Annotated in this window: 30 protein-coding genes and 1 riboswitch; of the genes, 7 read left to right on the top strand and 23 right to left on the bottom strand. The window is 42.1% G+C overall.

Annotation, left to right across the window (positions count from 1 at the left end; all coding sequences use genetic code 11):
* Nucleotides 1-73: 73 nt before the first annotated feature.
* The 3 genes from CE058_RS10945 to CE058_RS10935 form a co-directional block, all read right to left on the bottom strand.
* Nucleotides 74-856 carry a DUF4931 domain-containing protein gene (locus CE058_RS10945; protein WP_163142528.1) on the bottom strand — a complete coding sequence of 261 codons (783 nt, stop codon included), beginning with the start codon at nt 854-856 and terminating at the stop codon, nt 74-76.
* A 391-nt stretch (nt 857-1,247) separates the two neighbouring features.
* Entirely contained in the window at nt 1,248-2,012 is a 765-nt protein-coding gene (locus CE058_RS10940) for a FixH family protein (RefSeq protein ID WP_241746580.1), read from the bottom strand.
* 155 nt (nt 2,013-2,167) lie between these two features.
* Complete coding sequence (locus CE058_RS10935) at nt 2,168-2,623, bottom strand: hypothetical protein (RefSeq protein WP_286167965.1); 456 nt, start codon at nt 2,621-2,623, stop codon at nt 2,168-2,170.
* A gap of 121 nt (nt 2,624-2,744) precedes the next feature.
* Here CE058_RS10935 and spoIIP point away from each other — a divergent pair, with 121 nt between their 5' ends.
* Nucleotides 2,745-3,878, top strand: coding sequence for a stage II sporulation protein P (gene spoIIP, locus CE058_RS10930; protein WP_048008443.1), 1,134 nt, complete (start codon nt 2,745-2,747; stop codon nt 3,876-3,878).
* Between the two features lie 230 nt (nt 3,879-4,108).
* On the top strand, nt 4,109-4,858 hold the full coding sequence (locus CE058_RS10925) for a (S)-benzoin forming benzil reductase (protein WP_286167966.1): 750 nt from the start codon (nt 4,109-4,111) through the stop codon (nt 4,856-4,858).
* Nucleotides 4,859-4,893: 35 nt separating this feature from the next.
* On the opposite strand, the gene CE058_RS10920 is transcribed toward CE058_RS10925, so the two are convergent.
* The 5 genes from CE058_RS10920 to CE058_RS10900 all read right to left on the bottom strand — a co-directional run bounded on the left by CE058_RS10920 (nt 4,894) and on the right by CE058_RS10900 (nt 8,971).
* Nucleotides 4,894-5,529, bottom strand: coding sequence for an adenine nucleotide alpha hydrolase family protein (locus CE058_RS10920; RefSeq protein WP_163142520.1), 636 nt, complete (start codon nt 5,527-5,529; stop codon nt 4,894-4,896).
* Nucleotides 5,530-5,771: 242 nt separating this feature from the next.
* Nucleotides 5,772-6,506: an amino acid ABC transporter ATP-binding protein gene (locus CE058_RS10915; protein WP_048008440.1), complete on the bottom strand. Its 735-nt coding sequence runs from the start codon at nt 6,504-6,506 to the stop codon at nt 5,772-5,774.
* 18 nt (nt 6,507-6,524) lie between these two features.
* Nucleotides 6,525-7,226, bottom strand: a complete 702-nt coding sequence (locus CE058_RS10910; protein ID WP_048008439.1) for an amino acid ABC transporter permease — start codon at nt 7,224-7,226, stop codon at nt 6,525-6,527.
* Nucleotides 7,213-8,034, bottom strand: a complete 822-nt coding sequence (locus tag CE058_RS10905) for an amino acid ABC transporter substrate-binding protein (protein ID WP_048008438.1) — start codon at nt 8,032-8,034, stop codon at nt 7,213-7,215. Before CE058_RS10905 ends, CE058_RS10910 begins: the two co-directional genes overlap by 14 nt.
* Before the next feature lie 109 nt (nt 8,035-8,143).
* Entirely contained in the window at nt 8,144-8,971 is an 828-nt protein-coding gene (locus CE058_RS10900; protein ID WP_048008437.1) for a DUF2935 domain-containing protein, read from the bottom strand.
* Between the two features lie 128 nt (nt 8,972-9,099).
* Between CE058_RS10900 and CE058_RS25085 the strand changes: the two genes are divergently transcribed.
* Nucleotides 9,100-9,231: a hypothetical protein gene (locus CE058_RS25085; RefSeq protein ID WP_258751946.1), complete on the top strand. Its 132-nt coding sequence runs from the start codon at nt 9,100-9,102 to the stop codon at nt 9,229-9,231.
* A 32-nt stretch (nt 9,232-9,263) separates the two neighbouring features.
* On the opposite strand, the gene CE058_RS10895 is transcribed toward CE058_RS25085, so the two are convergent.
* The 5 genes from CE058_RS10895 to CE058_RS10875 form a co-directional block, all read right to left on the bottom strand.
* Nucleotides 9,264-9,476 (bottom strand): hypothetical protein, encoded by a 213-nt coding sequence (locus CE058_RS10895; RefSeq protein WP_163142517.1) that lies wholly within the window; start codon nt 9,474-9,476, stop codon nt 9,264-9,266.
* 98 nt (nt 9,477-9,574) lie between these two features.
* Nucleotides 9,575-10,153 (bottom strand): peptide deformylase, encoded by a 579-nt coding sequence (def, locus tag CE058_RS10890; RefSeq protein ID WP_163142514.1) that lies wholly within the window; start codon nt 10,151-10,153, stop codon nt 9,575-9,577.
* An 11-nt stretch (nt 10,154-10,164) separates the two neighbouring features.
* Complete coding sequence (locus CE058_RS10885) at nt 10,165-10,299, bottom strand: hypothetical protein (RefSeq protein WP_412059445.1); 135 nt, start codon at nt 10,297-10,299, stop codon at nt 10,165-10,167.
* 252 nt (nt 10,300-10,551) lie between these two features.
* Nucleotides 10,552-12,042: a potassium/proton antiporter gene (locus CE058_RS10880; protein WP_048008434.1), complete on the bottom strand. Its 1,491-nt coding sequence runs from the start codon at nt 12,040-12,042 to the stop codon at nt 10,552-10,554.
* 337 nt (nt 12,043-12,379) lie between these two features.
* Complete coding sequence (locus CE058_RS10875) at nt 12,380-12,913, bottom strand: GNAT family N-acetyltransferase (RefSeq protein WP_163142511.1); 534 nt, start codon at nt 12,911-12,913, stop codon at nt 12,380-12,382.
* A 270-nt stretch (nt 12,914-13,183) separates the two neighbouring features.
* Here CE058_RS10875 and liaG point away from each other — a divergent pair, with 270 nt between their 5' ends.
* Together liaG and CE058_RS10865 are read left to right on the top strand one after the other, a co-directional pair.
* On the top strand, nt 13,184-14,038 hold the full coding sequence (gene liaG / locus CE058_RS10870) for a LiaG family protein (protein WP_048008433.1): 855 nt from the start codon (nt 13,184-13,186) through the stop codon (nt 14,036-14,038).
* A 117-nt stretch (nt 14,039-14,155) separates the two neighbouring features.
* Nucleotides 14,156-14,848, top strand: a complete 693-nt coding sequence (locus CE058_RS10865) for a C39 family peptidase (protein WP_163142509.1) — start codon at nt 14,156-14,158, stop codon at nt 14,846-14,848.
* Between the two features lie 208 nt (nt 14,849-15,056).
* Here the strand turns inward: CE058_RS10865 and CE058_RS10860 are convergent, their stop codons facing one another.
* Nucleotides 15,057-16,055 (bottom strand): LLM class flavin-dependent oxidoreductase, encoded by a 999-nt coding sequence (locus tag CE058_RS10860; protein WP_163142506.1) that lies wholly within the window; start codon nt 16,053-16,055, stop codon nt 15,057-15,059.
* A gap of 140 nt (nt 16,056-16,195) precedes the next feature.
* Here CE058_RS10860 and CE058_RS10855 point away from each other — a divergent pair, with 140 nt between their 5' ends.
* Complete coding sequence (locus tag CE058_RS10855) at nt 16,196-16,912, top strand: 3-ketoacyl-ACP reductase (RefSeq protein ID WP_048008430.1); 717 nt, start codon at nt 16,196-16,198, stop codon at nt 16,910-16,912.
* Between the two features lie 100 nt (nt 16,913-17,012).
* On the opposite strand, the gene CE058_RS10850 is transcribed toward CE058_RS10855, so the two are convergent.
* The 3 genes from CE058_RS10850 to CE058_RS10840 form a co-directional block, all read right to left on the bottom strand.
* Nucleotides 17,013-20,141: an MMPL family transporter gene (locus tag CE058_RS10850; protein ID WP_048008429.1), complete on the bottom strand. Its 3,129-nt coding sequence runs from the start codon at nt 20,139-20,141 to the stop codon at nt 17,013-17,015.
* A gap of 121 nt (nt 20,142-20,262) precedes the next feature.
* The gene (locus CE058_RS10845) at nt 20,263-20,712 is read right to left on the bottom strand and encodes a MarR family winged helix-turn-helix transcriptional regulator (protein ID WP_048008428.1); all 450 of its coding nucleotides are present in this window, start codon (nt 20,710-20,712) and stop codon (nt 20,263-20,265) included.
* Between the two features lie 74 nt (nt 20,713-20,786).
* Nucleotides 20,787-21,776, bottom strand: coding sequence for a nuclease-related domain-containing protein (locus CE058_RS10840; RefSeq protein ID WP_163142503.1), 990 nt, complete (start codon nt 21,774-21,776; stop codon nt 20,787-20,789).
* 292 nt (nt 21,777-22,068) lie between these two features.
* On the opposite strand from CE058_RS10840, the gene CE058_RS10835 reads away from it, so the two are divergent.
* Nucleotides 22,069-22,605 carry a flavodoxin family protein gene (locus tag CE058_RS10835; protein WP_048008427.1) on the top strand — a complete coding sequence of 179 codons (537 nt, stop codon included), beginning with the start codon at nt 22,069-22,071 and terminating at the stop codon, nt 22,603-22,605.
* 35 nt (nt 22,606-22,640) lie between these two features.
* Here the strand turns inward: CE058_RS10835 and CE058_RS10830 are convergent, their stop codons facing one another.
* The 6 genes from CE058_RS10830 to CE058_RS10805 all read right to left on the bottom strand — a co-directional run bounded on the left by CE058_RS10830 (nt 22,641) and on the right by CE058_RS10805 (nt 26,064).
* Nucleotides 22,641-23,741, bottom strand: coding sequence for a mechanosensitive ion channel family protein (locus CE058_RS10830; protein WP_048008426.1), 1,101 nt, complete (start codon nt 23,739-23,741; stop codon nt 22,641-22,643).
* Between the two features lie 100 nt (nt 23,742-23,841).
* Nucleotides 23,842-24,210, bottom strand: a complete 369-nt coding sequence (gene crcB / locus CE058_RS10825; protein ID WP_163142500.1) for a fluoride efflux transporter CrcB — start codon at nt 24,208-24,210, stop codon at nt 23,842-23,844.
* Nucleotides 24,207-24,584 (bottom strand): CrcB family protein, encoded by a 378-nt coding sequence (locus tag CE058_RS10820; protein ID WP_048008424.1) that lies wholly within the window; start codon nt 24,582-24,584, stop codon nt 24,207-24,209. Before CE058_RS10820 ends, crcB begins: the two co-directional genes overlap by 4 nt.
* Nucleotides 24,585-24,644: 60 nt before the next feature.
* Nucleotides 24,645-24,705, bottom strand: a riboswitch (Fluoride riboswitch).
* A gap of 54 nt (nt 24,706-24,759) precedes the next feature.
* On the bottom strand, nt 24,760-25,200 hold the full coding sequence (locus CE058_RS10815) for a hypothetical protein (protein ID WP_048008423.1): 441 nt from the start codon (nt 25,198-25,200) through the stop codon (nt 24,760-24,762).
* 38 nt (nt 25,201-25,238) lie between these two features.
* Nucleotides 25,239-25,391: an anti-repressor SinI family protein gene (locus CE058_RS10810; RefSeq protein ID WP_082138926.1), complete on the bottom strand. Its 153-nt coding sequence runs from the start codon at nt 25,389-25,391 to the stop codon at nt 25,239-25,241.
* 46 nt (nt 25,392-25,437) lie between these two features.
* Nucleotides 25,438-26,064 (bottom strand): TetR/AcrR family transcriptional regulator, encoded by a 627-nt coding sequence (locus CE058_RS10805; RefSeq protein ID WP_227888654.1) that lies wholly within the window; start codon nt 26,062-26,064, stop codon nt 25,438-25,440.
* Between the last annotated feature and the right edge of the window lie 46 nt (nt 26,065-26,110).

Below are 26,110 nucleotides of genomic sequence, written 5' to 3'. Positions count from 1 at the left end.
ACGATTACTGAGAATGGTTATTTACAGCCATATTCAGCACAGTCTTAGATACACTATTCGTATGCAAAAGGTATTAAGACCCGGTTTTAAACTCCCCGCTGAAATATCTCACTTTTATATCATCTCTCATCCACTCGAGATTATTAGGCACCTGGGGGATGCTGTATCCGATGAAAATAGGCGTTGTAATATAGCGCGGAACAATTTTCGCGTAAATCTCCCTGCCCAGCTTGTAGAAAAACAAGTTATAACTATTGCTTGGAAAAGGGAAGGCATTCAGAATATAATGCGCGGCAGTCTGGATACATTTCGCAAAGTACGGAATATCATCCTGATCGGCAAGCTTCACATTAAATTCATAAAAGCCGATTCTCGGGGAAGTCGATAAAGTGAACACCGTGCCGCTTTCCTCATGAATAAGGAGCCCTTCAAAATCCTGCACCTGGATTTTTTCCTTGTAATCAATGTTTTTCAATCCCACAATCTGCATATGCGGATGGGCGATACTTCCCCCGGATAATGGCCCGTGGTTTTTGAAAAATAATACAGATTCATATTCCCCGCTTTCTTCCATAAGCAGCCAATGTTTTAAACCAAATGAAATTAACCTGACCAAATGCTCCTCAGGGTAAACAGACAGCTCACCATCACATTGATCCGTTTCAATCAGCACCGTCTGATAGGAGTTTTCCAGAACAGGATACTTATTTTTCAGCAAAATAATTGAATCCTCTACGGCAATGATTTCGGTCAGCTCCTCCCTTGCACAAAAAGGGCAGCTGATATCCTTATTCCGAATGCTATTAGGCTTTTGGACCCCAATCCCCGTATTAAAATGCAAATGTGTATCTGACATCTCTCTGACACCTGCTTTTCTGTAATCTCTCCTTCTATATTATCATGAAACTGGGAGTAGGGTATCTGTGCCAGTTTCATGGGTGCTCTAGTCAGAAGGCTCATGGGGGGGCGGGGAGGGAGTTCGGACATTCATCGGATTTTTCCGGGGGTTTGTGTCTGAAGTTGCACCGTGTTCGGACTCAAACTGACTGCTTCCTGCCGCTTGTGTATGAAGTTGCTCTGACTTCCGACTCAAACTGACTTTATCCTGTGGTTTGTGTCGGAAGTTGCACCGACTTCGGACTTTCACCAGACTTTTCGGGGGTTTTGTGTCCGAATTTCCCGCCAAAACTTTATCTGGTAAACTAAAAGAATCAGCGGGGTAATTAATCCTCCCCGCTGAAAAGTATTTAATGCACCGTTAATTCAGTTTCTGTGTGCTCGTGAATGTCGTCGCCTTTTTCCACATGTGTCGTGATGATGTATGTGCCTGCATTTGTAAACTGATGGCCGGCTGTGTAATTGCCCGGTTCTGCTTCAGACATGTTCACCCATTGAGGTGTTTCACCATTCAGCGAGATTTCAAGCTTTACTTTAGCATCCCCCAGCGGTTCCCCTTCATTATCAACCAGGACAGATAATTGTGTTTGTTCGTTTGATTGGATTTGGTCAGGGGCCTGCAGCTCAATGGATACCTCACCGCCATGGCTGTGAGAGTGGCCTTCTTCATGGCCCTCATTTTCCTGATCATGCCCCGTTCCTGAGTCCTCCGCTTTTGCTTCACCAACTTGTATCGAAACCATTGGCATAGTATGCTGGCTTCTTGCCGTTACATGGGACTGAACATAGTAAAGGCCTTCCTCAGTAAAAGCATGATCAGCAGTATATTTACCCTCTGATCCGTGCTTTGCCTCTATCATTTCACCGTTTTCTTTTTGTCCTTCCTGCCAGACTTCAAATTTCACCTCATCTGCATCTGTTACAGCCTCACCGCCTTGTTTAACAGTGACAGCAAGGGCTGCCTCCTCGCCAGGATTAATCGTTTCAGGCACCTCGATGACAGCTTCAATGATTTGCGGCACTTCGTCTTTTTTTGCTGGCTTTTCTTCTTCAGATTGGCTGCATCCGCCAAGAACCAGTAAGCCCGCCATTATGCTGAATAATATCTTTTTCAATTTTAATGTCCCTCTCTTTATCTATATTGTTCTTTGATAAGATAACTATAAAAGCTATTTGTGATAAAACAATGAAATCTTTTCAAAAAGTAAAAGGCCCTTTCAGGCCTTTTGAGATTTAGTACAAAGGATTGCTTTTTATTATGTATTTTATACTATATAGATGCAAGATCATTCAGGACCACTTTTTTGTCCTCTTTCTTTGCGATGTCTTCCGCAGACTCGTAAGCAAGCTTTTTATACTTCTGAACATTTTCTTCATCGCCGGCTATTTGATAGGCGCGGGCCAAAGCTTCATAGGCGAATGCCAAATCAAAGTCCCCAATTTTGTTAGAAAGACAAATTTCCAGATTTCTTTTAGCATGAAAAAGAGCAGGCTCAGCCCGGTTTAAGACTGCATATACCCTGGATATCTGCCACTCTCCCCTTGAAAGGTTAACAGGCTGTCCTGCAATTCCCCAATGATAGCGGGATGTATGCACCATATGTATCATTTCCAGGTTTTCATCTTCCGTTCTATCAGGATTCTCCATTAAGTCCCATACTTTGTTGAATAAACTGATGGCCATTTTTTTATGTTCGTCTTTTTCCATTAATACTTGCTGGACCATTTCAGACATCTCCTTTTAATAGGCTCTTATAATAATTTCGTCCAACAGCCCGATTTCCCTTTCGTCCCTTATCTTCTAATTCAACTTATCCGTCATATATTTAAAGAGTGGAGGGATTGATATGAATTCTAAACTAAGTTTCCATTCTCTTTTCTTTTATATAAACAGCTGGCTTTTCAGTATTTGTGCAGTCGTGGCGCTTGCCGGGGCTGTTACGCTTTATCCGGCTGCCTTTTCTTCGTCACATATGAATGTGCTGCTGAAGGATATTAAAGCAGACCAGCTCTTCATTCACTTTTTAAAAGCTGAAAATCATTATTTTTATAAGGAAGCTCCTGCCGAAAGCTACTCCCTGTCCGGAACCCTCTTTAAGCTTGCAACCAATACACAGCCGCAGGATATTAGGACGTTCCTTGGCCGGGAGCTCCCTGGTTTTTCGATTTTTGATACCGGTATTGCCGTTGCCGGAGAGGGTACCGATTTCACCAACCTGCCAGTGGAATCCGCCCCTCCACTTGAAGTTCTTTTAAAAGAAAAAGAATTGGCTATGAATAACGGCCAAAGTGAGGAAAATGCTGCTCCCCCGGTAATTCCGGACAAAAAAGGGGTTTTCATTTACCATTCCCACAGCTGGGAATCGTTTGCTCCATTATTAAAAGATGTAAAGAATACAGATGAGGCCGTCAGCCCCAATGAACAGGTGAATGTTATTGCTGTCGGGAAAAAGCTTAGTGAAGAATTGGCGAGAAAAGGCATAGGTGCTGAGCATGATAAAACCAACATAGCCGCAGAACTGAAAAAGAAGGGCTGGAACTGGGAAAATTCCTATGCGATGTCCAGAGAAACTGTCCAGACTGCCATGACAGAGAATAAAGATGTTAAATTCCTGATTGATATCCACAGGGATTCGCTGCCCCGCGGGAAAACAACCGCATTAATTGGCCAGGAGTCATACGCCCGACTGTTTTTTGTCGTCGGCAAGGAGCACAAAAACTATGAACAGAACTTAAAAGTGGCTACAGAGCTCCACCAGGCACTGGAAGCAAAATATAAGGGAATTAGCAGGGGGGTCATTGTGAAAGGAAAAAGTGAAGGCAACGGCATATATAACCAGGATCTTTCCGAACGGGCCCTTCTGCTGGAATTCGGAGGTGTGGAAAATAATCTGGATGAACTGAATAATTCCATTAACGCATTTGCGGATGTGTTCAGCGATTATTACTGGAAGGCAGAACCGGTCAATGCGAAAGATTAGCGCTTGCCATTATTGTCTCCTGTTTACTTTTTTCAGCACCTGTTTTCTTTACCTTCTTTTTGGCATAAGCACGATTACGGTTGCCTGCCTTTTTTCAGGAATCACCCTCTCCATTATCAATTTAATAGAGGATGAAATGAAGGCATTCAGACGGGAACACAATGGCCGATACAGGAAAAAATAATTGTTTTCTGCTTTAATAGTAGATAATGAAGCAGAAAATAGGAGTGATGAAAGTGAAATTGGCTATTATAACAGGCGCATCAAAAGGGTTAGGAGCTTCCATTGCCAGGAGAATGATCACTGAAGGGACAGGAATCATATCTGTATCAAGGACCGAAAACCCGGAATTGGCGAAACTTTCTGCAGAAAAACAAGTATTCTATGCCCAATATTTCTGCAACCTGTCCTCACCGGATGAGCTTGAATCTGTTTTCAGCGAACTGACAGCATTATTGAAGGAAAAACAGCCTGAGACCGTATATGTATTTAACAACGCAGGGGTCATAGATCCAATCGGTACAGCCGGGAATCTCAATCATGCGGCATTAATACAAAATGCTAACGTTAATCTGATTGCTCCTATAATGATTTCGAACATCCTGCTGCGTGAAGTTTCAAGTGAAATGGTCATTGTTAATATAACTTCAGGCGCTGCGGAAAGACCTATACAGGGGTGGAGTGCTTACTGCAGCACTAAGGCCGGAATAAATATGTTCACGGAAACTGCTGCATTGGAATTGCAGACAGCAGGAAGCAGCCATAAGATTATTGCCTTTAGTCCAGGTGTCATGGACACAGATATGCAGGGAACCATTCGTTCTTCAGCGAAGGAAGCATTCCATGATCTGGAGAAATTCCAGGAATATAAGGAGAAAGGAATGCTAAGAGATACGGAAACTGTGGCAAGCGCATTGACCGGTCTGCTGCATAAGGAGCTTGAGAGCGGAAAAGTTTATTATGTTAACGACTTAATTTAAATATGTCAAAAGCCGGCTGGCGGGCCGGCTCTTTTTTATTTATCTTCTAATATATTACTATCGACAACACCATGGTGAATTCGCAGCACTTCATGGTTATTTTCCCTTTCTATAACAAAAAAACCATTTGAGAAGTCGGAGGATAATTCTTTAAAGAAGATGCCCTTTATACCATTCTCGTGACTTTCTCCAATGATTAGATGATAATCGGTGCCTTTTTTAACAATCTGGGCCGGCACCCCTTTATCCGTAACATCAGAAGGATCATGGATCTTTCTGGAAACTTCTGCGACATGAATATCCACCCCATCAAGCAGCTGGAATAATTCATTGACCAGGGAAGGCTTTACCATCCGCTCCAGCTTGGTTTGAACTGCCTGTCCAAGAATAATCTGGGTAATTTTATACTCCTGAACCACATCAGCAATCACCTTGGCTGTTTTTTTGCCCCCGGCATACTTGGAGAGCATCTTCAGCCCGTATTGCTCTGCTAAGCTTTCGAACAAGTATTTTGTCTGAAGCTCGTTAAAATTAAACTCTTCCTGTTTCCGGTTTTCTACTGAGAGAATATAGCCCGCCCCCTGAAAAGCTTCCTTCAGTTTTTTTCCTCTCTGGGCCAGTCTTTCCGCATGATTGGGATTGCTTACACAAATTAAAATATTTTCCTTCATTTTAACACCTCTCCCACCGGATTCTATTTTCAGTATAGCACGAATACCATGGAATAAACCCCGCGGCAAAAGGGCACCCTTGAATATGTTTAAATCAATTAATTATTTTTAGAAATTATGAATAAGAACTTCTCTGCCCGGACATACTAATCCTACAAGTGTAAATCCCCCTTTTTTTCCGCTTCCTGTTAAGGAAGCATTTTTTTTATAAAATTGACCCCTGCCTTTCTGCAGAGGCCTGTTTATTGAATTAAATTCAAGAACTGGCTAGTGCGCACTTCTTTTGGACTGGAGAATATCAGTTCAGGTCTGCCGCGTTCCACAACAATACCGCCGTCCATGAAAATGACTTCATCTGCTGCTTCCCTGGCAAATCTCATCTCATGAGTAACGACCACCATTGTCATTCCTTCAGCGGCCAGATCCTTCATTACCTTCAGCACTTCCCCAACTAGTTCAGGGTCCAGTGCCGAAGTAGGCTCATCAAATAGCATAACCTTTGGCTCCATTGCAAGAGCCCGTGCAATTCCTACCCGCTGCTGCTGGCCTCCTGAAAGCTGAAAAGGATAATAGGCAGTTTTATCCGCTAAACCAACTTTTCTTAAAAGCATTTCCCCCTTTTCCTTTGCCATTTCTTTTGATTCGCCTTTCACTGTAACCGGCCCCTCCATGACATTTTCGAGTGCAGTCATATGCGGAAATAAGTTATAGTTCTGAAAAACCATTCCCGTAAGGCGCCTGAAAGGTGGTATTTGCCTTTTCAAGACCTGCTTAGAAAAGTCGAGGACTTGATCGCCAATAGCAAGCAGGCCTGAAGTTGGCTGCTCCAGTAAATTTAAGCACCTAAGCAAGGTCGTTTTTCCGGAGCCGGATGGCCCAATCACTACAACCACTTTTCCTTTCTTCACTTCCAAATTAATTCCTTTCAGTACTTTCAGCTGATCAAATTGCTTATGCAAATCCTTAATATTAATCATTAATAGCCTTGCCTCTTTTCATGAAGAAATATATCGGTCCAGACGGCGTTCAAGCCTTCCCTGCACGATTGAGAGCATAAAGCAAATCACCCAATATATGAAGGCAGCCTGCGTATATAGAAGCAAAAATTCATAATTAGTTGCGGCTATTTCCTGTGCTCTTCGGAACATCTCTGTAACCAGAATCATGGAAGCCAGAGATGTATCTTTTACAAGACTGATGAATGAGTTGGATAACGGCGGTATCGATACTCTGGAAGCCTGCGGAAGGATAATCCTCTTAAGCGTCTGCGAATAAGACATGCCTATGGAATATCCCGCTTCCCATTGTCCTTTTGGGATCGAAAGGATGGCAGCCCGGATAATTTCAGAGGCATACGCCCCTGCATTCAGCGAAAATCCTATGATCGCTGAAGGGAAAGGATCTATAATGACACCAACCGTCGGAAGCCCGTAAAAAATGATGAACAGCTGCACAAGAAGCGGCGTGCCCCTTATGGCTGATACATAAATTCTGGCTATTGTCTCCAGTGCCTTATTTCCTGAAATACGGGCAAGTGCCGTAAATATTGCCAATGCCAGCCCGCATATAAATGAAATCAGAGTTAATGGGATGGTATAAATAATGGCACCCTCCAGCAATGGCTGGAATGAATTCTTGCCAATCTCTATAAGTCTTTCGATCCTTTCCGGGTTGGCAAAAATACTACTTAAGTACATCTTCGCCAAACCATTTTTCTGAAATTTTCAAATAAGTGCCATCCTCTATCATTTCGGTCAATGCTTTATTGACTTCATCAACCAATGTATCGCTTCCCTTTCTGAACATTAGTCCACTTTGGGATGCATCTTCGGATTCATCTGCGATTTTGACTGGAGCGTCAGGCTTATGTTTTTTAAAATCCAAAAAAGACAAATTATCGTTGAGTGTAACATCTGCACGCTTTGAATTAATCAGCTCAATCGCCTGGTTAAATCCGTCTACTCCTACAATTTCTGCTCCATAAGACTTTGCCAGATCAGCATAATTGCTTGTCATGGACTGTGCGGCTTTCAAACCCTTTATGTCTTCAAAACTTGAAACTGAATCATTGGATTCATGTTTAATCAAAACAGCTGCAGAAGAAATATAAGGATCCGAAAAATCGTATTTCTCCTGGCGATCAGGGCGAATCCCCACCTGGTTTGCGATCATATCAAATCGTTTTGAATCCAATCCGGCGAACATGGCATCCCATTGTGTTTCCAGAAATTCCGGCTTCACACCAAGCCTTTTGGCCACTTCCTTTGAGATTTCCACATCAAAACCGGTAAGTTCACCTTTATCGTCATGGAACGTGAATGGCGGATAAGTGCCTTCTGTTCCTATTAACAGCTTTCCCTCATCCTGCACTTTTGCCCATAAATCCTGCCCCTCCTCTTCTGATGCAGTCTCATCCTGATTGTCCGGGTTTGCTTTATTCGTTCCGCACCCTGAAATGATTAAAACGAAACAGATTAGAACAGCACAAAAAAAAGTCTTTTTCATCTGTTTGCCTCCTGTTTAAGAAATGATTTTATTTTATCTTTTCCTAAAGTGCTTAGTTTATAGGAGGCCAAAGAAAAAAACCCTCTTTCTAATAGAAGGCTTTAGGAAACTAAGAATAAGATGGTTTTTTCAATGAGCATTTAGAAGCCTCTTCCGCCAGTTCAGGAGCATAGAAGCTGAGCTTTTTAATTAAATAGCAGGCTTCAGGGAAATGATGTTCGAGAAATCTCAGGGTTGTTTTATTGAGAATCCTTTTGCCGGAGTATTTCTGGACTATTCCCTTAATGTATTCATTCATTTCAATCACAGCCAGCCCTACATCCCGGGCCATTTCCTGCTGGCGCGGAAACCCTGGCTGCGTAAACCGGAGATATCCTTTCATATGTCGGTTCTGCACCATAAAACCCTGAAAAATCCGGGTATAAATTTCTGCCTGTTCATCTACAAATACCTCAATTGGATCGATTGAATTTCTCAGAAGAACGATGTGTCCCAGCTGATCCTCCAGCCACAAATCCAGCAATTCAAAAAGGGATTGCTGTGGCGGTGTGAGTCCTTTTGCATAATAGGACAGCAGACGCAAATATTCCTGATTTTCACTTAATGTGCCGTTAAAATAAGTTGGCGAAAGATTTAGATTGATTAAATTATTGATTCTCAGATTCTGAAGCTTTCCCTCAAATTGAAAATAGCCGTTTGCAATTGGCCATATCTCCAGAGCCAAGGCAATTGCCTCCTGAGAGGATGCCTGTATAGACGGAGATAACTGATTAAGCCTATTTCTAAGGTTACGGAAGGCTTGTCTGTATTCATCCGCTCTTTTTACATACTTGCTTTCTGTTGGAGAAAGATAGTCCCTGACAAAAATCGCATGGTCTTCAAGAATCTCCAGCCAAAAGGCATGCTCCTCCCATGGCGTCAATCCTATTTCATTCATTAAAGATCCCCCCATCATAATCCTTTTAAATGTATATGCCTTTTAAAAAGGAAAGATGAAAGCCGCTCCGGATAAAAAAGGAGTGATTTAGAAAAAATAAGGTAGCAATCAAAGAAAGGAGAATCATCATGACAAAGAAGTTCAATAAAGGCAGCAATAATCAAAATTCACCAAGAGGGAATCAATCCCCGATCAGCGGTGATAACAGCAAAGGCAATAAGAGGAATAAAGATCAAAAGGATAAGACTGATTTGGATTAAGAGAAAACCGGCTTCCTTATCGAAGCCGGTTTCTATTCGTCATCACCTGAAATTTTAATCGCTGGCGTGTTGTTATACAGATAGGTTGGAGCCATGTTTTGTTTCTCATTACAATTATTCATAGCTTCTTGCAATTTTAGATTTGCATCCTCTGTTTCTGTCTTGCTGTTAATTTGGGAGTGCACAGTCAGATCCTCCAGCTTTTCATTAAGCCTGATATTCGTTTCAGCAGTAGTATCATTCATTTACCTAATCCTCCTTTTGTTATAAGTGGTTATTAAATATTTACCGCTTTTTGTTTCCATAAAATAAAACAAAAAGCATAAACCCATGGCCTATGCTACTAAAAGTTCTCCATAACTGAGTTATCCGGAATTTTAAACGGGTCGTTTTTATCAATTCGATCATAAAACATTATTCCGTTCAGGTGGTCGATTTCATGCTGCATTATGATTGACGGAATCCCCTTAAACCGGTGTGTCACTTCCTCGCCATCAAGATTATGTACTTTTACCTTAATGCGCTCATAACGGGGCACATACCCTTTTACGTCACGGTCTACAGACAGGCAGCCTTCACCCTCTGGAAGAAAAATAACACCGACAGAGTGGCTGATAATTTTCGGGTTAATTAAATAATGCTCCTGTGGCTCACCTTTTTCATTGGTAAAATAAGCAGTAAACATGCGCTTGTTCAGGCCAATTTGGTTGGCGGATAGCCCAATGCCCGGACGCAAACCATATTTCTTTGCAACAGCAGGGTCCTGGCTGTTTTTCAAATACTGCATCATCGCAATCAGCGTTCCGCGATCTTCTTCAGTCAAAGGCACTGTGACTTCTTTTGTTACTTCACGCAGGACTGGATCACCCTCACGTACAATATCCTTCATCGTAATGATTGTATCAGCATTAAATTTACTCATAAATAAACAATTCATCTACCTTTACATTTAGTGTTTTTAGATATTTTAAAAAGCAAGCTCCAATGTGGGATTGTATTTATTATTTCTATGCAGTTAATTGTCTGCCTGGCCACACTGCATTCTTGAGCAAGCCTTTTCTGAGTTATTCCCAGCTTTTTTCGTATTTCCTTTATTTTATTTTTGATCCTGCCACCTTTTGGGCCGAAACTGATCTTATGGTAGCATTTCAGATGTCAGGATGTCTAATAGTTTAGACATTTCGCAGCTGCACAAAAAATTTTTCCGCGAAAAATTGAAGATAACAGCGAAATTTTGATTTTACCCGCGATTTAACTTCTTTATCCGCAAAAAATGCAAAAATCCAGTGCAGATCCTCTCCACACTGGTTCCCTATTTGACTACGCCTCTGCTTTTACCAGAGTTTCAGCTGGTTTTTTCTTTTTCAGCAGCAGCTTTAGCTCTCTTTTATATTTCCTCTTAGTAAGAATGTAAAGAAAATCTCCCTGCTCAATTTGGGTGTTGCCTGTTGGAGTAATTAACTCATCTTTACGAATAATTGCATTGACGAGTGCGCCTTCAGGAAATGGAATCTCCATCAGATTTTGACCGATAATGAATGCATCTTCTTCAATTTCAAATTCAATCATTTCAGCATCTGCTTTCCCAAGGGAGACCAATTCCAGGGAATGCATGGGAGTAACCTTTTCAGGCCCAGTCAGACCAAGCTTTTCAGCTAACAATGTAATTGTTGATCCCTGAATAAGAGCGCTGGTCAGGACAACGAAAAAGACAACATTGAAAATCTCGTGACTGCCTTCCACGCCGGATAGCAGCGGAAAAGTGGCCAGCACAATTGGCACAGCACCTTTTAATCCTGCCCAAGATAAGAAGATCAATTCTTTCATCGAAAAGCCCATTTTAATGGTGGTTAGAAAAACAGCAGCAGGTCTGGCAACAAATATGAGAAGTGCTGAAAGAGCCAGGCCTTTTAGCAAAATGTCAGATTGGAAAAGTTCATTCGGAAAGACCAGAAGTCCTAAAATAACGAACATCGCAATTTGCATCATCCAGGCAAAGCCTTCCGTAAAACGGAAAACAGAGTGGCGATAAGCAATGTCTGCGTTCCCAATCATAATACCTGCCACATATACAGCAAGAAGGCCGCTGCCTCCCAGATAAGCTGTTATTCCATATGTCAGCATGGCAAAACCAGTTGCAAACACAGGATAAAGCCCGCTTGAATCCAAGTTAATTTTATTCAATGACCATATTGCGAACTTGCCAAACAAGAGACCCGCTATTGCTCCTACTCCCATTTGGATAAAGAAGGAACCAACAAGAGAGAAAATGCCCGAGCCGGGAGTCATGATCAGCTCAATCATGGCAACTGTCAGGAACACTGCCATGGGATCATTGGAGCCGGACTCGGCTTCAAGTGTGGCGGAAATCCTGGGCTTTATATTTTGCCCTTTTAATACAGCAAAAACGGCAGCTGCATCAGTTGAACCGACAATCGCACCAAATAGCACCGCGACAGGCCAATCTACACCGAGAATAAACTTTGCAGCCACAGCAACAAGTCCAGTAGTAATCACAACACCTAAGGTTGCCAATGATAAGGAGGGTACAATGACCGTCCGGGCTGTTTTCCAGTTCGTCTGCAGTCCACCTTCAAACAAAATAATGATAAAGGCCAAAACCCCAATCATCTGCGCAATTCTCGCATTATCAAAATAAATGAATTGCCCCAATCCCATTCCGACCGCGATAAACAGAACAAGAGCGGGTACGCCAAGCCGTGCAGAAAATTTAGTTGTCATAACACCAATAATAAAAAGAATAGCAGCCAGCAGGATAAGTGCATCTGTGTGCCAAATAAATTCAGCCAATACGATCACCTTCTTTATTCAGATTTAATCAAAGGATATAGGTTATAAACAATGTTCTACCATTATTGAGGTTTTCTTTTATTGCAACAGGATAATGCCAGGAGAGATTATGACAGCAGCTCATTGCGGATCTTAGCATGGTGCAGAGCTTCTATTAGAAAGAAGTGACAGTGAGTCGCTGGCTTTGTTTCCAATATAAGATTAACTTTTGCCGCTTCCACTGTATTTATCATTTTTTAATGTAACATAAATATATCATATCATATATTATGTTACATCGCACTTCATATGCATGCTTTTTCTAAAAAAAAATCGGACTTGCCCTTAGGCAAATCCGCTAAATTTCTTTAGATAGATGGATCATCTCAGCTTCCATTTTAAACTCCTTATAACCGCAGCTTTTATAGAGGTTTACCGCACTATCCCAGGCAATATTTGTTTCCAGGACAACTTTTTTGTAACCGGCTTCTTTAGCATGATCCTCCAGTTTCCGTACCATCATTCGGGCAATGCCCTGACCCCGGAATTCCTTTTTTACAGACATTCGCTGCAGCCTGCACTCCCCATTGCCGTCATTGGTAATTGCACCCGTACACACCAGTTCATTATCAATTAAACCAGCCAGAAAAAGAGCACCTTCAGCGCTGTATGTTTCTGTAAGGCAGTTCAAATCAGGATTTAACGAATGGTCAATAAACCCGAAGCGTTCCTGGAATCCATTCAATATTAATTCTTTTGCAGCAGTTTCGTGATCTATTGAGATCGGAACAATCTTTATATGCGACTTAATCATTTTCAGCTCAAGCGCAGTCAGCTTTTTATCGCATACCTCAGGCTTGCCGACATTTCCAATAACATTTTTGATTTTCATAGATTCTCCTGTTTTTTCCTTTTATAATAAGATATTAGCAGTGAAAAGAGAATTCTTTTTAGAGGGTTACTATAGGCAGAGCTCCTCTCTACAACTTCTGCTGCAGTGTATATATTCAAGTTTGCACATCTTTCGCCGGACAAAAAGCTATATATTATATTCCGTAAGACTAAGGTCTTAGCTGAAATTAAACCTGGGGCTCAATGTGCATGAATTGAGATTAGCATAAAATATAATTAAGAAATTATTGAGGGAAAGCAGGGATTCATAGTGAAAAGGATCTTCACCATTTTTATCATTTTAGTCTGTTCCTATTTGCTCTTTACCGGCGTGGGCAGCTGGCTCAGCTTTGGAGGAAGCAATAATGAAGCTTCTCTCAGCAAGAGGACAAATACTATCAGTATAGATGTATCAAGCTCAGATACAGTCATTATTCCTGAAAAGAGAAATGATGTTAGAGCGGAGCTTGACGGTAAAGGCAAAGTGACCGTAAATAAGTCTGGAAACGAAATTCGTGTAGAATATAAAAGAAAGTGGCTGGACGGCTTTCAGTTTTTCAACACCAAAAGCAATCTGAAAATTTACATTCCTGAAGATTTCAATAAATCCATGTCCATTGACATCGGTTCCGGCCGTTTGAATTTCGCCGGTGAATCTGAGAGCAAGCCTTTCGAGCTTGAGAGCCTGGATGTTAATATGAGCTCGGGAAAAGTCAGCCTGGCCAATATTAAGACGAATGAATTTGAACATGAAGGCTCCTCGGGAATGATGGATGCAGATCACTTATTTGCCCGTTCAGGCGAGATAGATATGAGTTCAGGCAAAGTGAAGCTCCGCAACTACCAGGGCAAGCTTGATGCCGGGGTCTCATCTGGACAGCTCGATATAATGATCGGAAAACTGATTGACTCTATTAAAGTGGAAGCCAGTTCAGGCTTTGTCCGCCTTGACTTGCCTGATGATGCAGACTTCACCTTAAAAGGCAAAGCAAGCAGCGGCCATATCAGCAGTGATTTTGAATTGGATGATGAAAAGCGCGATAAAAATGATATTTCCGGCAAACATGGATCAGGAGAACATGATATCCGCATCTCTGTATCCAGCGGGAAAGCCGAAATTAATTAAGTCCGGGAAACCGGGCTTTTTTTTTGATGCAGAATGAGGATTAAGGCTCCACACTATAGGGAAATAGGCTTATACCAATTATTTTGACAAGCGAAATTTCACAAAGGAGTGTGAATCTTGAAGAGAGCTATTTTACTCGCATTCATCCTGCTGGCAGGCTGTTCTTCACCATCCTGGATTACCGGCCAGCACAGTGAAACCGAATCCTCAGAACAGAGAGACGGAAAAGTATTAATTGATGCCCCTCATTATTCGCAAATGCCTGAGCTTGAAAGAGGATGTGAGGTAACCAGTCTCAGTATGCTCCTGAATCATGCTGGAAAAGAGACAGACAAAATGGAATTAGCGGACAAAATAAACCGTGTTCCTTTCGAAAAAGATGGCTATCGGGGAAATATTCATAAAGGCTTTGTTGGCAATATGCAAACATTGGATGAACCGGGACTCGGCGTATACCATGAGCCTGCTGCAGAACTGGCTGAAGGCTATATGCCCGGTAAAATTGAAGACCTGACAGGCAGCGGATTTGATAAAGTGATCGAGCAGCTTGATGGTGGCAGACCAGTCTGGGTGATCATCACCAGCACTTACGACGTATTGCCTGAATCGGAATGGGAAACCTGGGAAACAAAAGATGGTCCGGTCAAAATAACTTATAGAATGCATGCTGTATTAGTCACAGGCTATGATGAAGATCATATCTATGCAAATGACCCGCTTAAGGAGAAAAACACCCAATACCAAAGGGACAAGTTCATTGCCGGATGGGAACAGATGGGAAGACAGGCAATCACTTATGTGGATAAATAAAAGAGGCGAATGTTGGGGATAACTTTTTGTCTCAAACATGATCGCCTATGTGGATAACTCTGTTGTCTCCATGAATTATCCACGCTGTGTGGATGAAACGGGCAAAAAACAACTCTAATTGTGGATACTTCTGAAAAATTCAAAAAATCAATGAATTAGTTATTCACATTTTGAAACAGCGGGAAGTCAATTTGTGGATTACAAATTCTCAACTTAATCCGAAAGCTTCAGCCAGCATTGTGTATGAATTCAGCTTGCCCTGAAAATCATGAATATTGGTGATGATCATAAACTCATCTGTTGCGTAGATTTCGCTGAGCAGCTGCAATTCCTCTTTTATTTTTCGAGGAGTACCAACCAGCATTCTTTTGCGGTTTTCAGCTATTTTCTTCTTTTCCGCATGTGTGAGCTGGATACTTTCAGATTCTGTGTTTGGGATTAATCTCGTATCTCTCCCATTTTCAACTGCCAGAAGCCACATATCCTGGCTCAATGCCAGCTTTTCAGCCTCTTCCTGTGTCTCAGCGCATACAATAAAAATACACACATTTGCTTTCGGTTCAGCCAAAGCTGCTGAAGGCTGGAATTGACTGAAATATGTATCCATTGCTCTCTTTCCATTGGCAGGATTGATAAAGTGCCCATACGTAAAGGCAGCTCCCACTTCCGCAGCCAGCCTTGCTCCGCGATGTGTGATTCCAAGAAGCCACACTAGTGCAGGGTCTTCAGCCTCTGGAAAAGCTTTGACTTGCTGATATGGATGTCCTTCTGGAAGCTCCTTGTTCAAAAACCCCTGCAAATCCCTAAGCTGTCTTGGAAATTCATTCAGACTTTTCCTTACGCCATCTGTCAGGGCAAGCCGGGTGGATGCGGATCCTCCGGGGGACCTCCCAACGCCCAAATCGATTCTTCCAGGAAATAATGTCTGGAGAACATTAAAATTTTCGGCAATTTTATAAGGACTGTATTGCGGCAAAAGTACTCCGCCTGAACCAACCCTGATTTTGCTGGTGCTTGATGCAATATGTGAGATAAGAATTTCCGGTGAGGAGCCAGCCATTCCATTCGAATTATGATGCTCAGCCACCCAAAAACGAGTGTAGCCAAGCTGTTCTGCCATTTGAGCTAGATTGACTGTTTTACGAAAAGTTTCAGCGGCAGTATCCCCTTTCGCCACGACTGATTGATCCAATACACTGAGCTTCACTAGATCTCCCCCTTTCAATGAAGTGATCTTATCATAATGCCTGCAGCTTCCTCAAACGTGTCAGCTGCGCAAGCGGTTTATTAGGAAATTCACCTCCTTTCTGGTAGTATATGAATGATTTTTTTAGAGGAGGAAAAACGATGCATACATTAAAAGGCAAAACAGCTCTCATCACGGGAGCAGGCAGAGGAATCGGCCGTGCAGCAGCCATCGCGCTCGCAAAAGAAGGCGTCCATATTGGTTTGCTTGGCCGCACGATTGAAAATCTGGAAAAAATGGCGGATGAACTTAGCCAGTACGATGTGAATGTATCTGCTGCAGCAGCCGATGTTGCCGACCTTGAAGCTGTTACTCATGCAGTAGAGCATATTAAGTCAGACCTTGGCTCTGTGGATATCCTGATTAACAATGCCGGAATCGCCAAGTTTGGAGGATTCCTGGAGCTTTCTCCCGCTGAGTGGGAAAGCATCATCAAAGTCAACTTGATGGGTGTTTATAATGTTACAAGAGCCGTTCTCCCTGAAATGATTGAACAGAAGTCCGGAGACATTATCAACATTGCATCCACAGCAGGCCAGAAAGGTGCGCCTGTCACCAGTGCTTACAGCGCATCCAAATTTGCCGTCTTAGGCTTAACAGAGTCCCTGATGCTTGAGGTTAGAAAACACAATATCCGAGTTAGCGCGTTAACTCCAAGCACGGTTGCCACTGACCTTGCGATTGAAACAAACCTGACAGACGGCAACCCTGAAAAAGTCATGCAGCCGGAAGATCTGGCAGAATTCATGGTAGCACAGCTGAAATTGAACCCTCGGGTGTTTGTGAAAACAGCCGGCATGTGGTCGACAAATCCATAAGTTTTAGCTGAAAGCCCCAATGCTGATAATTGGGGCTTTATGCTTCTACTTAAATTTAACCATCAAAAAAAGACTGCCATAAAGACAGTCTCAGCTTAAATTAATTTGCACTTCTTTTAAACGGCCACCAGTTTGCCTGACCGAAGTTTTTGACCATGACTGGTATAAATAGCGGAAGCACGACCAGTGCGTAAAGCATTAATCCAATCAGAACGATGGAAGCGATCTGCAATAGCGACAGCATTCCGGACGGCATCATGGCCGCGAATGTTCCGCCTAGGATTACAGCAGCTGAAATAATAACAGTGCCCATCTTTTTCATGGATAACAGCATTGCATCTGCGATTGAAAGGTCACGATATTCATTAAAGCGGTCCATTAAGAAAATGCTGTAGTCAACGCCAAGTGCAACGAGAATAACGAAAGCAAAGAATGGAACCGCCCAGCTGATGCCTGTATATCCAAGCAGATTCACAAAAATCGCTTCGTTCATTGCCATACTTGTATAGTAGGTCAGAATCAATGAACCAATTAAATAGATTGGCATGATGATAGACCTGAAAAGGAACACAAGAATGATGGAAATGCCCAGCAGCATCAATACGACTGTACGGGAATAATCCTGATCAGACATTGTGCTTAAATCAGCATTGGTACTTGTAATCCCGCCTACTGCGACAACCGCATTTTCAAGCTTAGTCCCCTTTGTCGCTCTTTCCACAGCTTCCTTAATCTCATCTACCTGGTTAATGGCTTCATTAGAATAAGGATTTGCTTCAAGCACAACATCCATTGTCATGACTTTACGGTCCTCAGACAAATAGACATCAAACACCTGGGCAAATTCTTCATCCTCCAAAACCTCAGGCGGCAGATAGAAACCATCCATATTATCCGAGTTTGAAAGACCTGCCAGGTAATCCTGTGCAGAACCGAGTCCTTCAGATACCTGCTCAAGCCCATCTGCACTCTGGCCAAGGCCATCTGTCAGCTGATTGATTTGTCCGCCAAGATCGCCAAATCCGGCAAGAAGCTGTTCCTGTCCTCCATTGATTCCGGCTAAACCATTTGTCAGCTTTGGAAAATTATTAACGATTTGTCCCTGGCCGTCTGCAAGCTGATTGAGTCCTGCCTGCTGGGCTTCGATTCCTTTAATAAGCTGCTGGAGCCCTGAAGTTAATTCCTTTTGGCCGGATATGGCGGTTCCGAAGTTTTTATTTGCTTCCGCCAAGCCGTTTTGCAGCTGTGTTAACCCCCTATTAGCAGCATTGATACCTTCTGAAACTTTTGGAAGCTGCTGCTGAAGGCCAGCTACTTGACCTTTAATTGCTTGGTATTGTGGGTCTTGGGCCAACTCAGGGTCCTTGGTTTCAACATAACCAAACAGTGCTTCATTTGCCTGTCTGATGCCATCCGACAACTGATTTAAGTTCGTCTGGATTTCTTTATAGCCCGCCATTAAGGAAGGAATGGCCTCTTCTCCTGACTGATACCCAACTAGCAGCTGCTGATATCCAGCGAGAAGCTCTTCGGCACCGGCCTTGGATTTTTCTAATCCCTCTTTAATTTGATCTGAACCTGCAGATCCCTGACGAATACCATCTTCGATTTTTGCCAGGTTTGTCTGAATTTCACCAAGACCCGACTTGATTTCATTAGTGCCGGAAATCAAGTCATTGATTCCTTTTGTGGCATTCTGCAGCTCAGGTTCTGATTTGGACAGTTCGCTGCTTGCTTCATTCAAGCCATCTGAAATTTTGTTCAGTCCATCTTTTCCTTCCCCAAGCCCTTCTTCAAGCGTTTCAGCTTGTTTGGCAACAAAGAAGTCTTCGATCGGCTCTCCAGTTGGTCTTGTAACAGAACGGACTGTATCCACCAGATCTACTTTTTCGACCTCCCGGCTAATTTTTTCTGCCAGGCCTACATATTCTGCTGAATCCATTTCCTCATCGTTTTTCAAGACGATCTGCGTCGGCATGGATTCTCCCGGTCCAAAGCTGTCAGCTATGGCATTAAACGCCTTAATGGAATTTACATCCCCGCCGATTTCCTCAAGGGAGTTGTAGGAAAGGTCTCCGTCATACGTCACCAGGAATGGCACACAAACAGCTGCCACGATAAGCAATGCCAGGAATGGACGCGCCAGCGAGAATCGGCCGGCCGTACCCCATAGCTTGCTTTCACCATGCTCGGCACTCTTTTTCGAAGGCCAGAAAATTTTCTGTCCCAGCACCGCCATAAAGAATGGCACAATCGTAAATAAAGCAATTAAGAGGATCGCTACACCAATGGCCACAGCTGCTGCTGACTGGTAAAGAATAAACTGCGAGAAGCCAATTGCAGCAAAGCCAATCATAACAGCCAGGCCGCTGAAAAATACTGTGCGCCCCGCATTGCGGTATGTTGCCACAATGGCGTCCGCTGTGCTTTCATTATAGGAAAGCTCTTCTTTAAAACGGCTAAGCAGCAGGATACAATAGTCTGTTCCAATCCCAAACAGAATCGCTACAAGGAATATTTGGGTATAGTTTGAAATCGGAAAATCCAGCTTATCTACTAAAAATGCCACAATGGATTGTGAAGCAAGATAAGTGAATCCCACTGTCAGGATCGGAATAATTGGCGCAACCACTGATCGGAATACCAGCAGCAAAACGACCAGAATAAAGACGACTGTGATCCCTTCCGTCTTTTTCAGTCCTTCCTGCGAACTGTTCATGAGATCTTCATTGATCAGCCATTCACTCGTATAATAATGATCTACCTCAGCATCATCAATAGCTGAATAAAGCTCTTCACTCAGCTCTGCTGGCTCACGATCGTTCCAGCTTACATTGACAGAAGCAAGAATCGACTTGCCATCCTCTGAAACAAGCTGTTCTTTTAAGCTTTCTTCATTAAAATGTGTAAGAATTTCAGTAATTCCCATTTCTGAACTTTTGTCTTCAAGCGTCCGGATAGCTTTCTCCGCTTCTTTGATTTCTTCTCCTGTAAGCTTTTTATCATTATGAAAAACAAGTGCGACCTGGGTCTCATCCCCGCCGCCTTCCTGTTTCTGCACTTGTTGCATGATATCCCCGGCAAGTGTGGATGAATACTCTTCAGGAACAGTAATCTGCCCTTTATCACGGACAAGATCAGCCATGTTTGGCGCTGCCATAAATAAGCCGGCAGCCACTGCGATCCAGACGGCAATGACAAGCCATTTTCTTTTAATAATTGAATACACTTTTTAATCCCCCGCTTTGTTTTCTGATAAAGTGAAACCTCAATCAGCGGGTACTTTTCCCCCGCAGATTGTTAGTCTTCCGCCATATTCTTCGATTGCCAGGAGTCTAGAGGCGGCAGTCTTACTGCCCGTTAGACTGCGATAATACTTTATCCAATTTCTCAAAGGTTTCAATGAACTGCTGAATTTCAGCCTGATCAAATCTGTTTATCAGTGACTCTACAAGATTATGAATCTTTTCTTCTGCTTTGACGTACAGCTCATTCCCTTTTTCGGTAAGTGTCAGATAGACTACCCTGCGATCATTTTCATCACGTGTCCGCTGAATCAGACCCTTTTCCCACATGCGCGTAATCATGGCTGTGATCGCACTCTTTTTTACATCAAACACTTCCGCAAGCTCTGACGAAGTACAAGAGCCTGCCTGATTTATGTACCTCAGAGTAAAATGCTGATCATTGGTCAGATCGCTGCCAATCTGATTTTTTACAAGTGACGCAGCCTTTTTCTCAACAGAAAAAGAAACGGCAATATACCGGTCGACCAAATCCTTAATGTCTGGCACACTCACTTATATATTCACCTCACAGTGTGATTATTCTATCATTTAACTGTTCAACTGTTTAACTATTAATGTAGTTAACTTTAATGGAGGGAACTTGGATTGTCAATAAAAAAATCCAATGTATATTTAGTTCCACGGTTCGCACCTCCCTTCTTCCCGCTAACTGATTGGAGAAGCCTTTTAACGGAGTCTCTTGATTTTATTCCTAGATATTCCTTCGCTTGGGCATTGGAGATTGATTGGTTAATTAGAAGAGAGTATTCCTTAAGGGATTGAATATGTGCATCCTTGGAGAGATGCTTGCATGCTGAGCAGATCCATCTTCCATGTATTCTTATCATCGGGAAGGAAGAGCACTTCTGGCATTGGACCCCTTGTTTCAGCTCAGTGGGACTTATTTGATATCGCTGGAGGATCTCTGTTAAAAGGGGAGTATGACTGGTTTTCAGTTTATTGATTAGCTTCTTTAACTGTCCGTTGGAATGAGCTTCAGTTTTGTATTTGTTTTTAAAGTAATTGATTTTATAGGGAATTTCTGAGGAAGGAATAACCAGCTGAGGATTGATTTTATCGCGGGGATCGAATTTGATAACCGAGCGTTCATTGGCTATAACCACCAGAGGTTCGATCGGCAGCACGGGAAATCTTTGTTCTTCTATCCAGCTTTTTAATTGATAGGCTTGTCTTTTTACCTGTTTGACTGGGTCAGGAAATCCCTCCTCTTTATCTTCGATCGTTCGAACCATCTGGGTAAATATAGGATTAAAGTAGAGTGAACCTGAAATATTTTTAACCTCCAGGACGGAGATGAAAAAAGGGGTGAGAATGAGGATATCTATTTGAAAGTAATGTTTACCAGCATAGAGCCTTAAATCATGGAAAATGTAATAATCCTTCTTTGGAAGATAACTTAAATGATACTCAAGAGACCTTTCACCTTTGTATCCCGCCTTTTGCTTAGCATAATCTTCTTCGATGAACCTCCTTTTTGAATGGTTATCGGGAATTCTGTTCAAAAGTGCCTCCAATTGGTGCAGCTGGAGTGGCTTTGTTTTTGATCTTACAATCATATATAAACTCCTTTCTTAATAATTCAACTAAAAATTCTGCTTTCAGGAATCAGATTCCTGCCTTATGGGCGAAATTTTAATTTTATGAGCGAAATTTAAGATTCATGAGCGATTTTTTTATTTTATGGGCGAAATTTAAGATTTATCGGCGAAAAACCACGATTTATGAGCGAAACTGAAAAAAACATCTTCCACACTCCATCTGGAAATAAAGGTATAGTTACTTTCGTTGCTTCACCAATTATTTTTATGTAAAATTCATACAAAGACGATAGTCGAAGGAGAGAATTCAATGAAAGTATTAGCTTTGCTGGGCAGTACAAGAGAAAACGGGAACTCGGAGTATTTGGCAAATAAGATTGTGGAAGGGACTGATCACACCCTGGTAAAACTAGCAGACCTGAATATCAAACCGATTGTGGATCAGAGGCATGCGGATGGCGGCTTTACGCCGGTCGATGACGACTATGAAGAGTTAGTGCATCAGATGCTGACACATGATGTTTTCGTATTCGCCACCCCTTTATACTGGTATGGCATGAGCGGTCCGATGAAGGATTTCTTTGATCGCTGGTCACAGTACCTAAGGGATGAACGCTTTAATCTGAAAGAAGAGCTGGCAAAGAAGAAAGCTTATGTTGTCATTACCGGAGGCAGCAGCGCGAAAGTAAAAGGACTCCCTCTTGTTCAGCAATTTCAATACATTTTTGATTTTGTCGGGATGGAATTTGCGGACTATATCATTGGGAGCGGAGTAAAGCCGGAAGAAGTGAAAGAAGATTCTTTAGCATTAGCGAAGGCCGAACAATGGAATAAGATATTTTCATAATAAAAAGGCGGACTCAAGGTCCGCCTTCTTATATATTACGATTCCTGTCTCACTCTGGATTCTTTTTTTAGCTGATTTTCGCCCTCAGGATCTAAGTATAGTTTCCTGCTAGGCATAGCAACATAAACACGCTCATTTTCAAGAATGTCCATGATCTCAAAATTGATTTCTTCCTTAATTTTAAGGAATTCTCCCCAGTTTGTTGTTTTAGTGAAGAAATAAAGGAAGATATCGAGCCCATTTTCTTTGTAGTCGTCAAAAGTAACAAGAATGGTTTCCGGATGAATATCCGGATGATTTTTTAACAAATACTCGATCTGCCCGACGACATTGGCCATTTGATCTTTGGTTGTATCATGGGTAACACGCAGTCTAAAGCTGATCTGTCTTTTTCCCATCTTGCTCCAGTTGGTAATGGATTCATTTGCTAAAGTTGCATTAGGAACAGTAACAAGCGCCTGGGCGAATGTTCTTACTCTCGTGCTTCGAAAAGAAATGTCTTCAACGGTTCCCTCGACACTTGGTGTCATAATCCACTCACCGATTGTGAACGGCTTTTCAGTAATAATGACGAAGCCGCCTAACAAATTGCCAAGTACGTCCTTAGCAGCAAAAGCAATGGCAACTCCGCCTAACCCGAGTCCTGCCACAAAACCATTCACATCATAGTTAAATTCTTGAGCAACAATGCTGATGCTAATAGCCACAATCACGAATCTCAGTGCCTTTGAAATGAACGGAATGAGAATATCATCAATTTCCAGATCGTACTTAACCTTTAGGCTTGTGAAAAGGGCTGAAGATGCCGATGCCATGTTGTACAAGCCCCATGTGAGCATGATGATGACAGATGCTCTAATAATATCCAGGAACAGTGAATTATGCTGATTCAGATAAGGAAAATAACCAACAGAAACATAGATTCCTATAATAATGAATAAACACTGAATCGGCTTTTGAAATGAAACAAATACGTGTGAGAAAAAGTCATTTGGGGCTTTTCTGCTAAGCCTTAATAATAGTGTAAATACATATTTGGCGAAAAGCTTCCGAAAAATTAAAAACAGCAGGAAAATTCCAATTGATATTCCCAAGTCCACTAATATATCTTCTTTCATGTAAGTTTCCCAGAACATATGAATAACCTCCTTGATGCTATTTCTTATCATAACATAATTCTGTAAGACAGGTTATCATACGATATTCCCTAAAAAACGCATTGGAAAAACCTTCTCTTCATCCGAGGAGCATTCCCAGTTCAATACCGAGAAAAGCCAAAAGAATTCCTCCGCCATAGCTCAATATATTATATAGAATAAACTCCTTTTTCCTTTTATCCATGTGCAGCTGTATAGCTTCCAGCTTAAAGGTAGAAAAAGTAGTGAAAGCCCCCATAAATCCTGTGCCAAGCAGCATTAAAAGGCTGCCTTTTATCCCTGAGCCCACCATGATTCCAAGAAGCAGTGAACCAATTAAGTTAATAACAAGCGTGGCAGCAGGGAAACCCGACACAAACCTTTTACTAACGAACTGACTGACCCAAAGCCGGGAAATCGCTCCAAAGAAACCGCCTATCCCCACCATTAATACAAATAACGTACTCATCCGGCGTCTTCTCCTTTCCTGACCTGAAACCCCAATCGGCTCATCCATAATCCGCCAAAAATGCTGGCTGCGATATACAAAACGGCCAGAGCTGTTTTTCCATCGAGAAAGAGTGCTGCCGTTTCAACGCTTAAAGTTGAAAAAGTGGTAAAGGATCCCACAAAACCAGTTCCGAGTGCTGTTTTTATATGAGCCGGCAAAGAAAAACGAACCATCAGGCCCGTCGTCAGCCAAGCCAGGAGAAAACTTCCCAGAAGATTAACCGTCAAAGTGGCGAAAGGAAAAACCGCACTTTCCTGAAAAAGAAAAACACCTATGCTGTAACGTAATGCGGCACCTAAAAACCCTGCTGCGCCAACCAGTATATAAACCATCCAGAACCCTCCATTTCTCTTAGTTTACCCAAAACAAAAAGACTCCTGCCAGTTACCACATAACTGACAGGAGTCATTAGCCAAAAGGCGGTTAAAGGTGAACTCCATCACCTAATAAGACAAATCTTTACTAACACTATAAAACATATTAACAAGGATTAAAAGACCTTTATCCCTAATTCAGTAAGAATTCCTTTTTTATAAACAGCAAAGAAAGCAGCAGACCATATAACAGATGGCCTAGAAGCCAGAAAAATAGGGCAGGTAAAGATGTAAGTTCAGGGGTTCGATCCGATAATCCAGTCGTCGGATAAAGCAGAAATCCTATGGAAAAGGTGATGAATAATGTACGGACGATGATTTGGACCCTGTTCCAGCAGTACTTTTTTATTATTAATAATAAGCTGATTGCCACTATAACTGAAATGATTAGGTGAAATCCAAATTCGACTAATTCGGGAAAATGATAGTTTTTTAAAATCGGAAAGTAATCCACATTTAATAGCAATGTGTACACTTTTATACCTGTGGATATCTCAATCATTTTAAGAAATAAACCCAGAAAAGTTCCAGACAGCAGTCCCGTAAAAGTGCCCCCTATCCAAAGTTTCCTCATTTGTTCCTATCCTTCCCATTGATCTCAGGATAATCAAGCTATTTATGTTTTTCCTGAATCCTGCCTTTATTAGACCCACTTTTGGATTGTTTAATAAAGTCCTGTATTTCCTCAATTGTTAACCCCAGCTGTTTGGCTGTCAATATGAGCTCTACCCATTCTTTATCAATTTTCCCCTCACAGGTTTCCATTCCCTTTTCCACTCTCCCGTAAAGATTCTGTTCCCCTCAGAAGTCTTCATTGAGTGCTGCTTTTATTAATCATTCCATAAAGGAATAAATGGACAATTTCTTTTGCTAAATCTTCTGGAGTCTTTATCCCTTTAAATAATTTGGTTAATGTCAGGCGTTCAATAATCCCTGTCAGACTCTGTGCGACAATTCCCATATCAACATCTTCCCTGAAGTATCCTGCCTGCTGCTCTGACAAGAGATTGGCTTCAATTTGACCAGCAAGTATCTCCTTAAATTCGTCGGCATCCGAAGCCATAAAAAAACCGATGCGGGTCAAATGCTGATTATCCCTAAAAAATGAAAAGATAGCAGCCAGACCTGAGGTTATTCGTTCAGGCAATGATGACAAATCAACACCTGTTTCTACGCGGCTCCTGGAAGTAAGCTCAGAAATCCGTCTGCGAAACATGTCGGTAAGCTCCTGGAAAATGGCATCTTTGCTTTCAAAGTAAAGGTAAAAAGAAGGCTGTGTCAAACCTGCCCTTTTCACAATATCGCTGATTTTTGTATGAAAATAGCCTTTCTGCGCAAATTCCTCCGCGGCAACTTCAAGAAGCAATGCGCGGCTCTGCTCCCCGCTGGCCCCTATTTTCCGTCCTCTGTGCCCCATAAATAACAGCTCCGTCTGCATTATATTACTCACAAGTATTATCTACTACCACTATTGGGAAAGTCAA

Origin of the sequence: Bacillus sp. 22-7, from assembly GCF_010628845.1 — a bacterium.
Lineage (GTDB): Bacteria > Bacillota > Bacilli > Bacillales > Cytobacillaceae > Cytobacillus > Cytobacillus firmus_B.
Note: the sequence above shows the minus strand (reverse complement) of the source record. Positions and strands in the feature narration are given on the sequence as shown.

Bases quoted from the DNA above. Each gene is read 5' to 3' on its own strand.
- CE058_RS10835 (WP_048008427.1), top strand. From the start codon at position 22,069: ATGAAAGTATTAGCTTTGCTGGGCAGTACAAGAGAAAACGGGAACTCG.
- CE058_RS10855 (WP_048008430.1), top strand. From the start codon at position 16,196: ATGCATACATTAAAAGGCAAAACAGCTCTCATCACGGGAGCAGGCAGA.
- CE058_RS10920 (WP_163142520.1), bottom strand. From the start codon at position 5,529: ATGAAGGAAAATATTTTAATTTGTGTAAGCAATCCCAATCATGCGGAA.
- CE058_RS10875 (WP_163142511.1), bottom strand. From the start codon at position 12,913: ATGAAAATCAAAAATGTTATTGGAAATGTCGGCAAGCCTGAGGTATGC.
- CE058_RS10910 (WP_048008439.1), bottom strand. From the start codon at position 7,226: ATGTACTTAAGTAGTATTTTTGCCAACCCGGAAAGGATCGAAAGACTT.
- def (WP_163142514.1), bottom strand. From the start codon at position 10,153: ATGAGTAAATTTAATGCTGATACAATCATTACGATGAAGGATATTGTA.
- CE058_RS10905 (WP_048008438.1), bottom strand. From the start codon at position 8,034: ATGAAAAAGACTTTTTTTTGTGCTGTTCTAATCTGTTTCGTTTTAATC.
- CE058_RS10815 (WP_048008423.1), bottom strand. From the start codon at position 25,200: ATGAGGAAACTTTGGATAGGGGGCACTTTTACGGGACTGCTGTCTGGA.
- CE058_RS10915 (WP_048008440.1), bottom strand. From the start codon at position 6,506: ATGATTAATATTAAGGATTTGCATAAGCAATTTGATCAGCTGAAAGTA.
- CE058_RS10820 (WP_048008424.1), bottom strand. From the start codon at position 24,584: ATGGTTTATATACTGGTTGGCGCAGCAGGGTTTTTAGGTGCCGCATTA.
- CE058_RS10810 (WP_082138926.1), bottom strand. From the start codon at position 25,391: ATGGAAACCTGTGAGGGGAAAATTGATAAAGAATGGGTAGAGCTCATA.
- CE058_RS10945 (WP_163142528.1), bottom strand. From the start codon at position 856: ATGTCAGATACACATTTGCATTTTAATACGGGGATTGGGGTCCAAAAG.
- CE058_RS10900 (WP_048008437.1), bottom strand. From the start codon at position 8,971: ATGAATGAAATAGGATTGACGCCATGGGAGGAGCATGCCTTTTGGCTG.
- CE058_RS10935 (WP_286167965.1), bottom strand. From the start codon at position 2,623: ATGGTCCAGCAAGTATTAATGGAAAAAGACGAACATAAAAAAATGGCC.
- crcB (WP_163142500.1), bottom strand. From the start codon at position 24,210: ATGAGTACGTTATTTGTATTAATGGTGGGGATAGGCGGTTTCTTTGGA.
- CE058_RS10805 (WP_227888654.1), bottom strand. From the start codon at position 26,064: ATGCAGACGGAGCTGTTATTTATGGGGCACAGAGGACGGAAAATAGGG.
- CE058_RS25085 (WP_258751946.1), top strand. From the start codon at position 9,100: ATGACAAAGAAGTTCAATAAAGGCAGCAATAATCAAAATTCACCAAGA.
- CE058_RS10830 (WP_048008426.1), bottom strand. From the start codon at position 23,741: ATGTTCTGGGAAACTTACATGAAAGAAGATATATTAGTGGACTTGGGA.
- spoIIP (WP_048008443.1), top strand. From the start codon at position 2,745: ATGAATTCTAAACTAAGTTTCCATTCTCTTTTCTTTTATATAAACAGC.
- CE058_RS10925 (WP_286167966.1), top strand. From the start codon at position 4,109: ATGAAAGTGAAATTGGCTATTATAACAGGCGCATCAAAAGGGTTAGGA.
- CE058_RS10895 (WP_163142517.1), bottom strand. From the start codon at position 9,476: ATGAATGATACTACTGCTGAAACGAATATCAGGCTTAATGAAAAGCTG.
- CE058_RS10840 (WP_163142503.1), bottom strand. From the start codon at position 21,776: ATGATTGTAAGATCAAAAACAAAGCCACTCCAGCTGCACCAATTGGAG.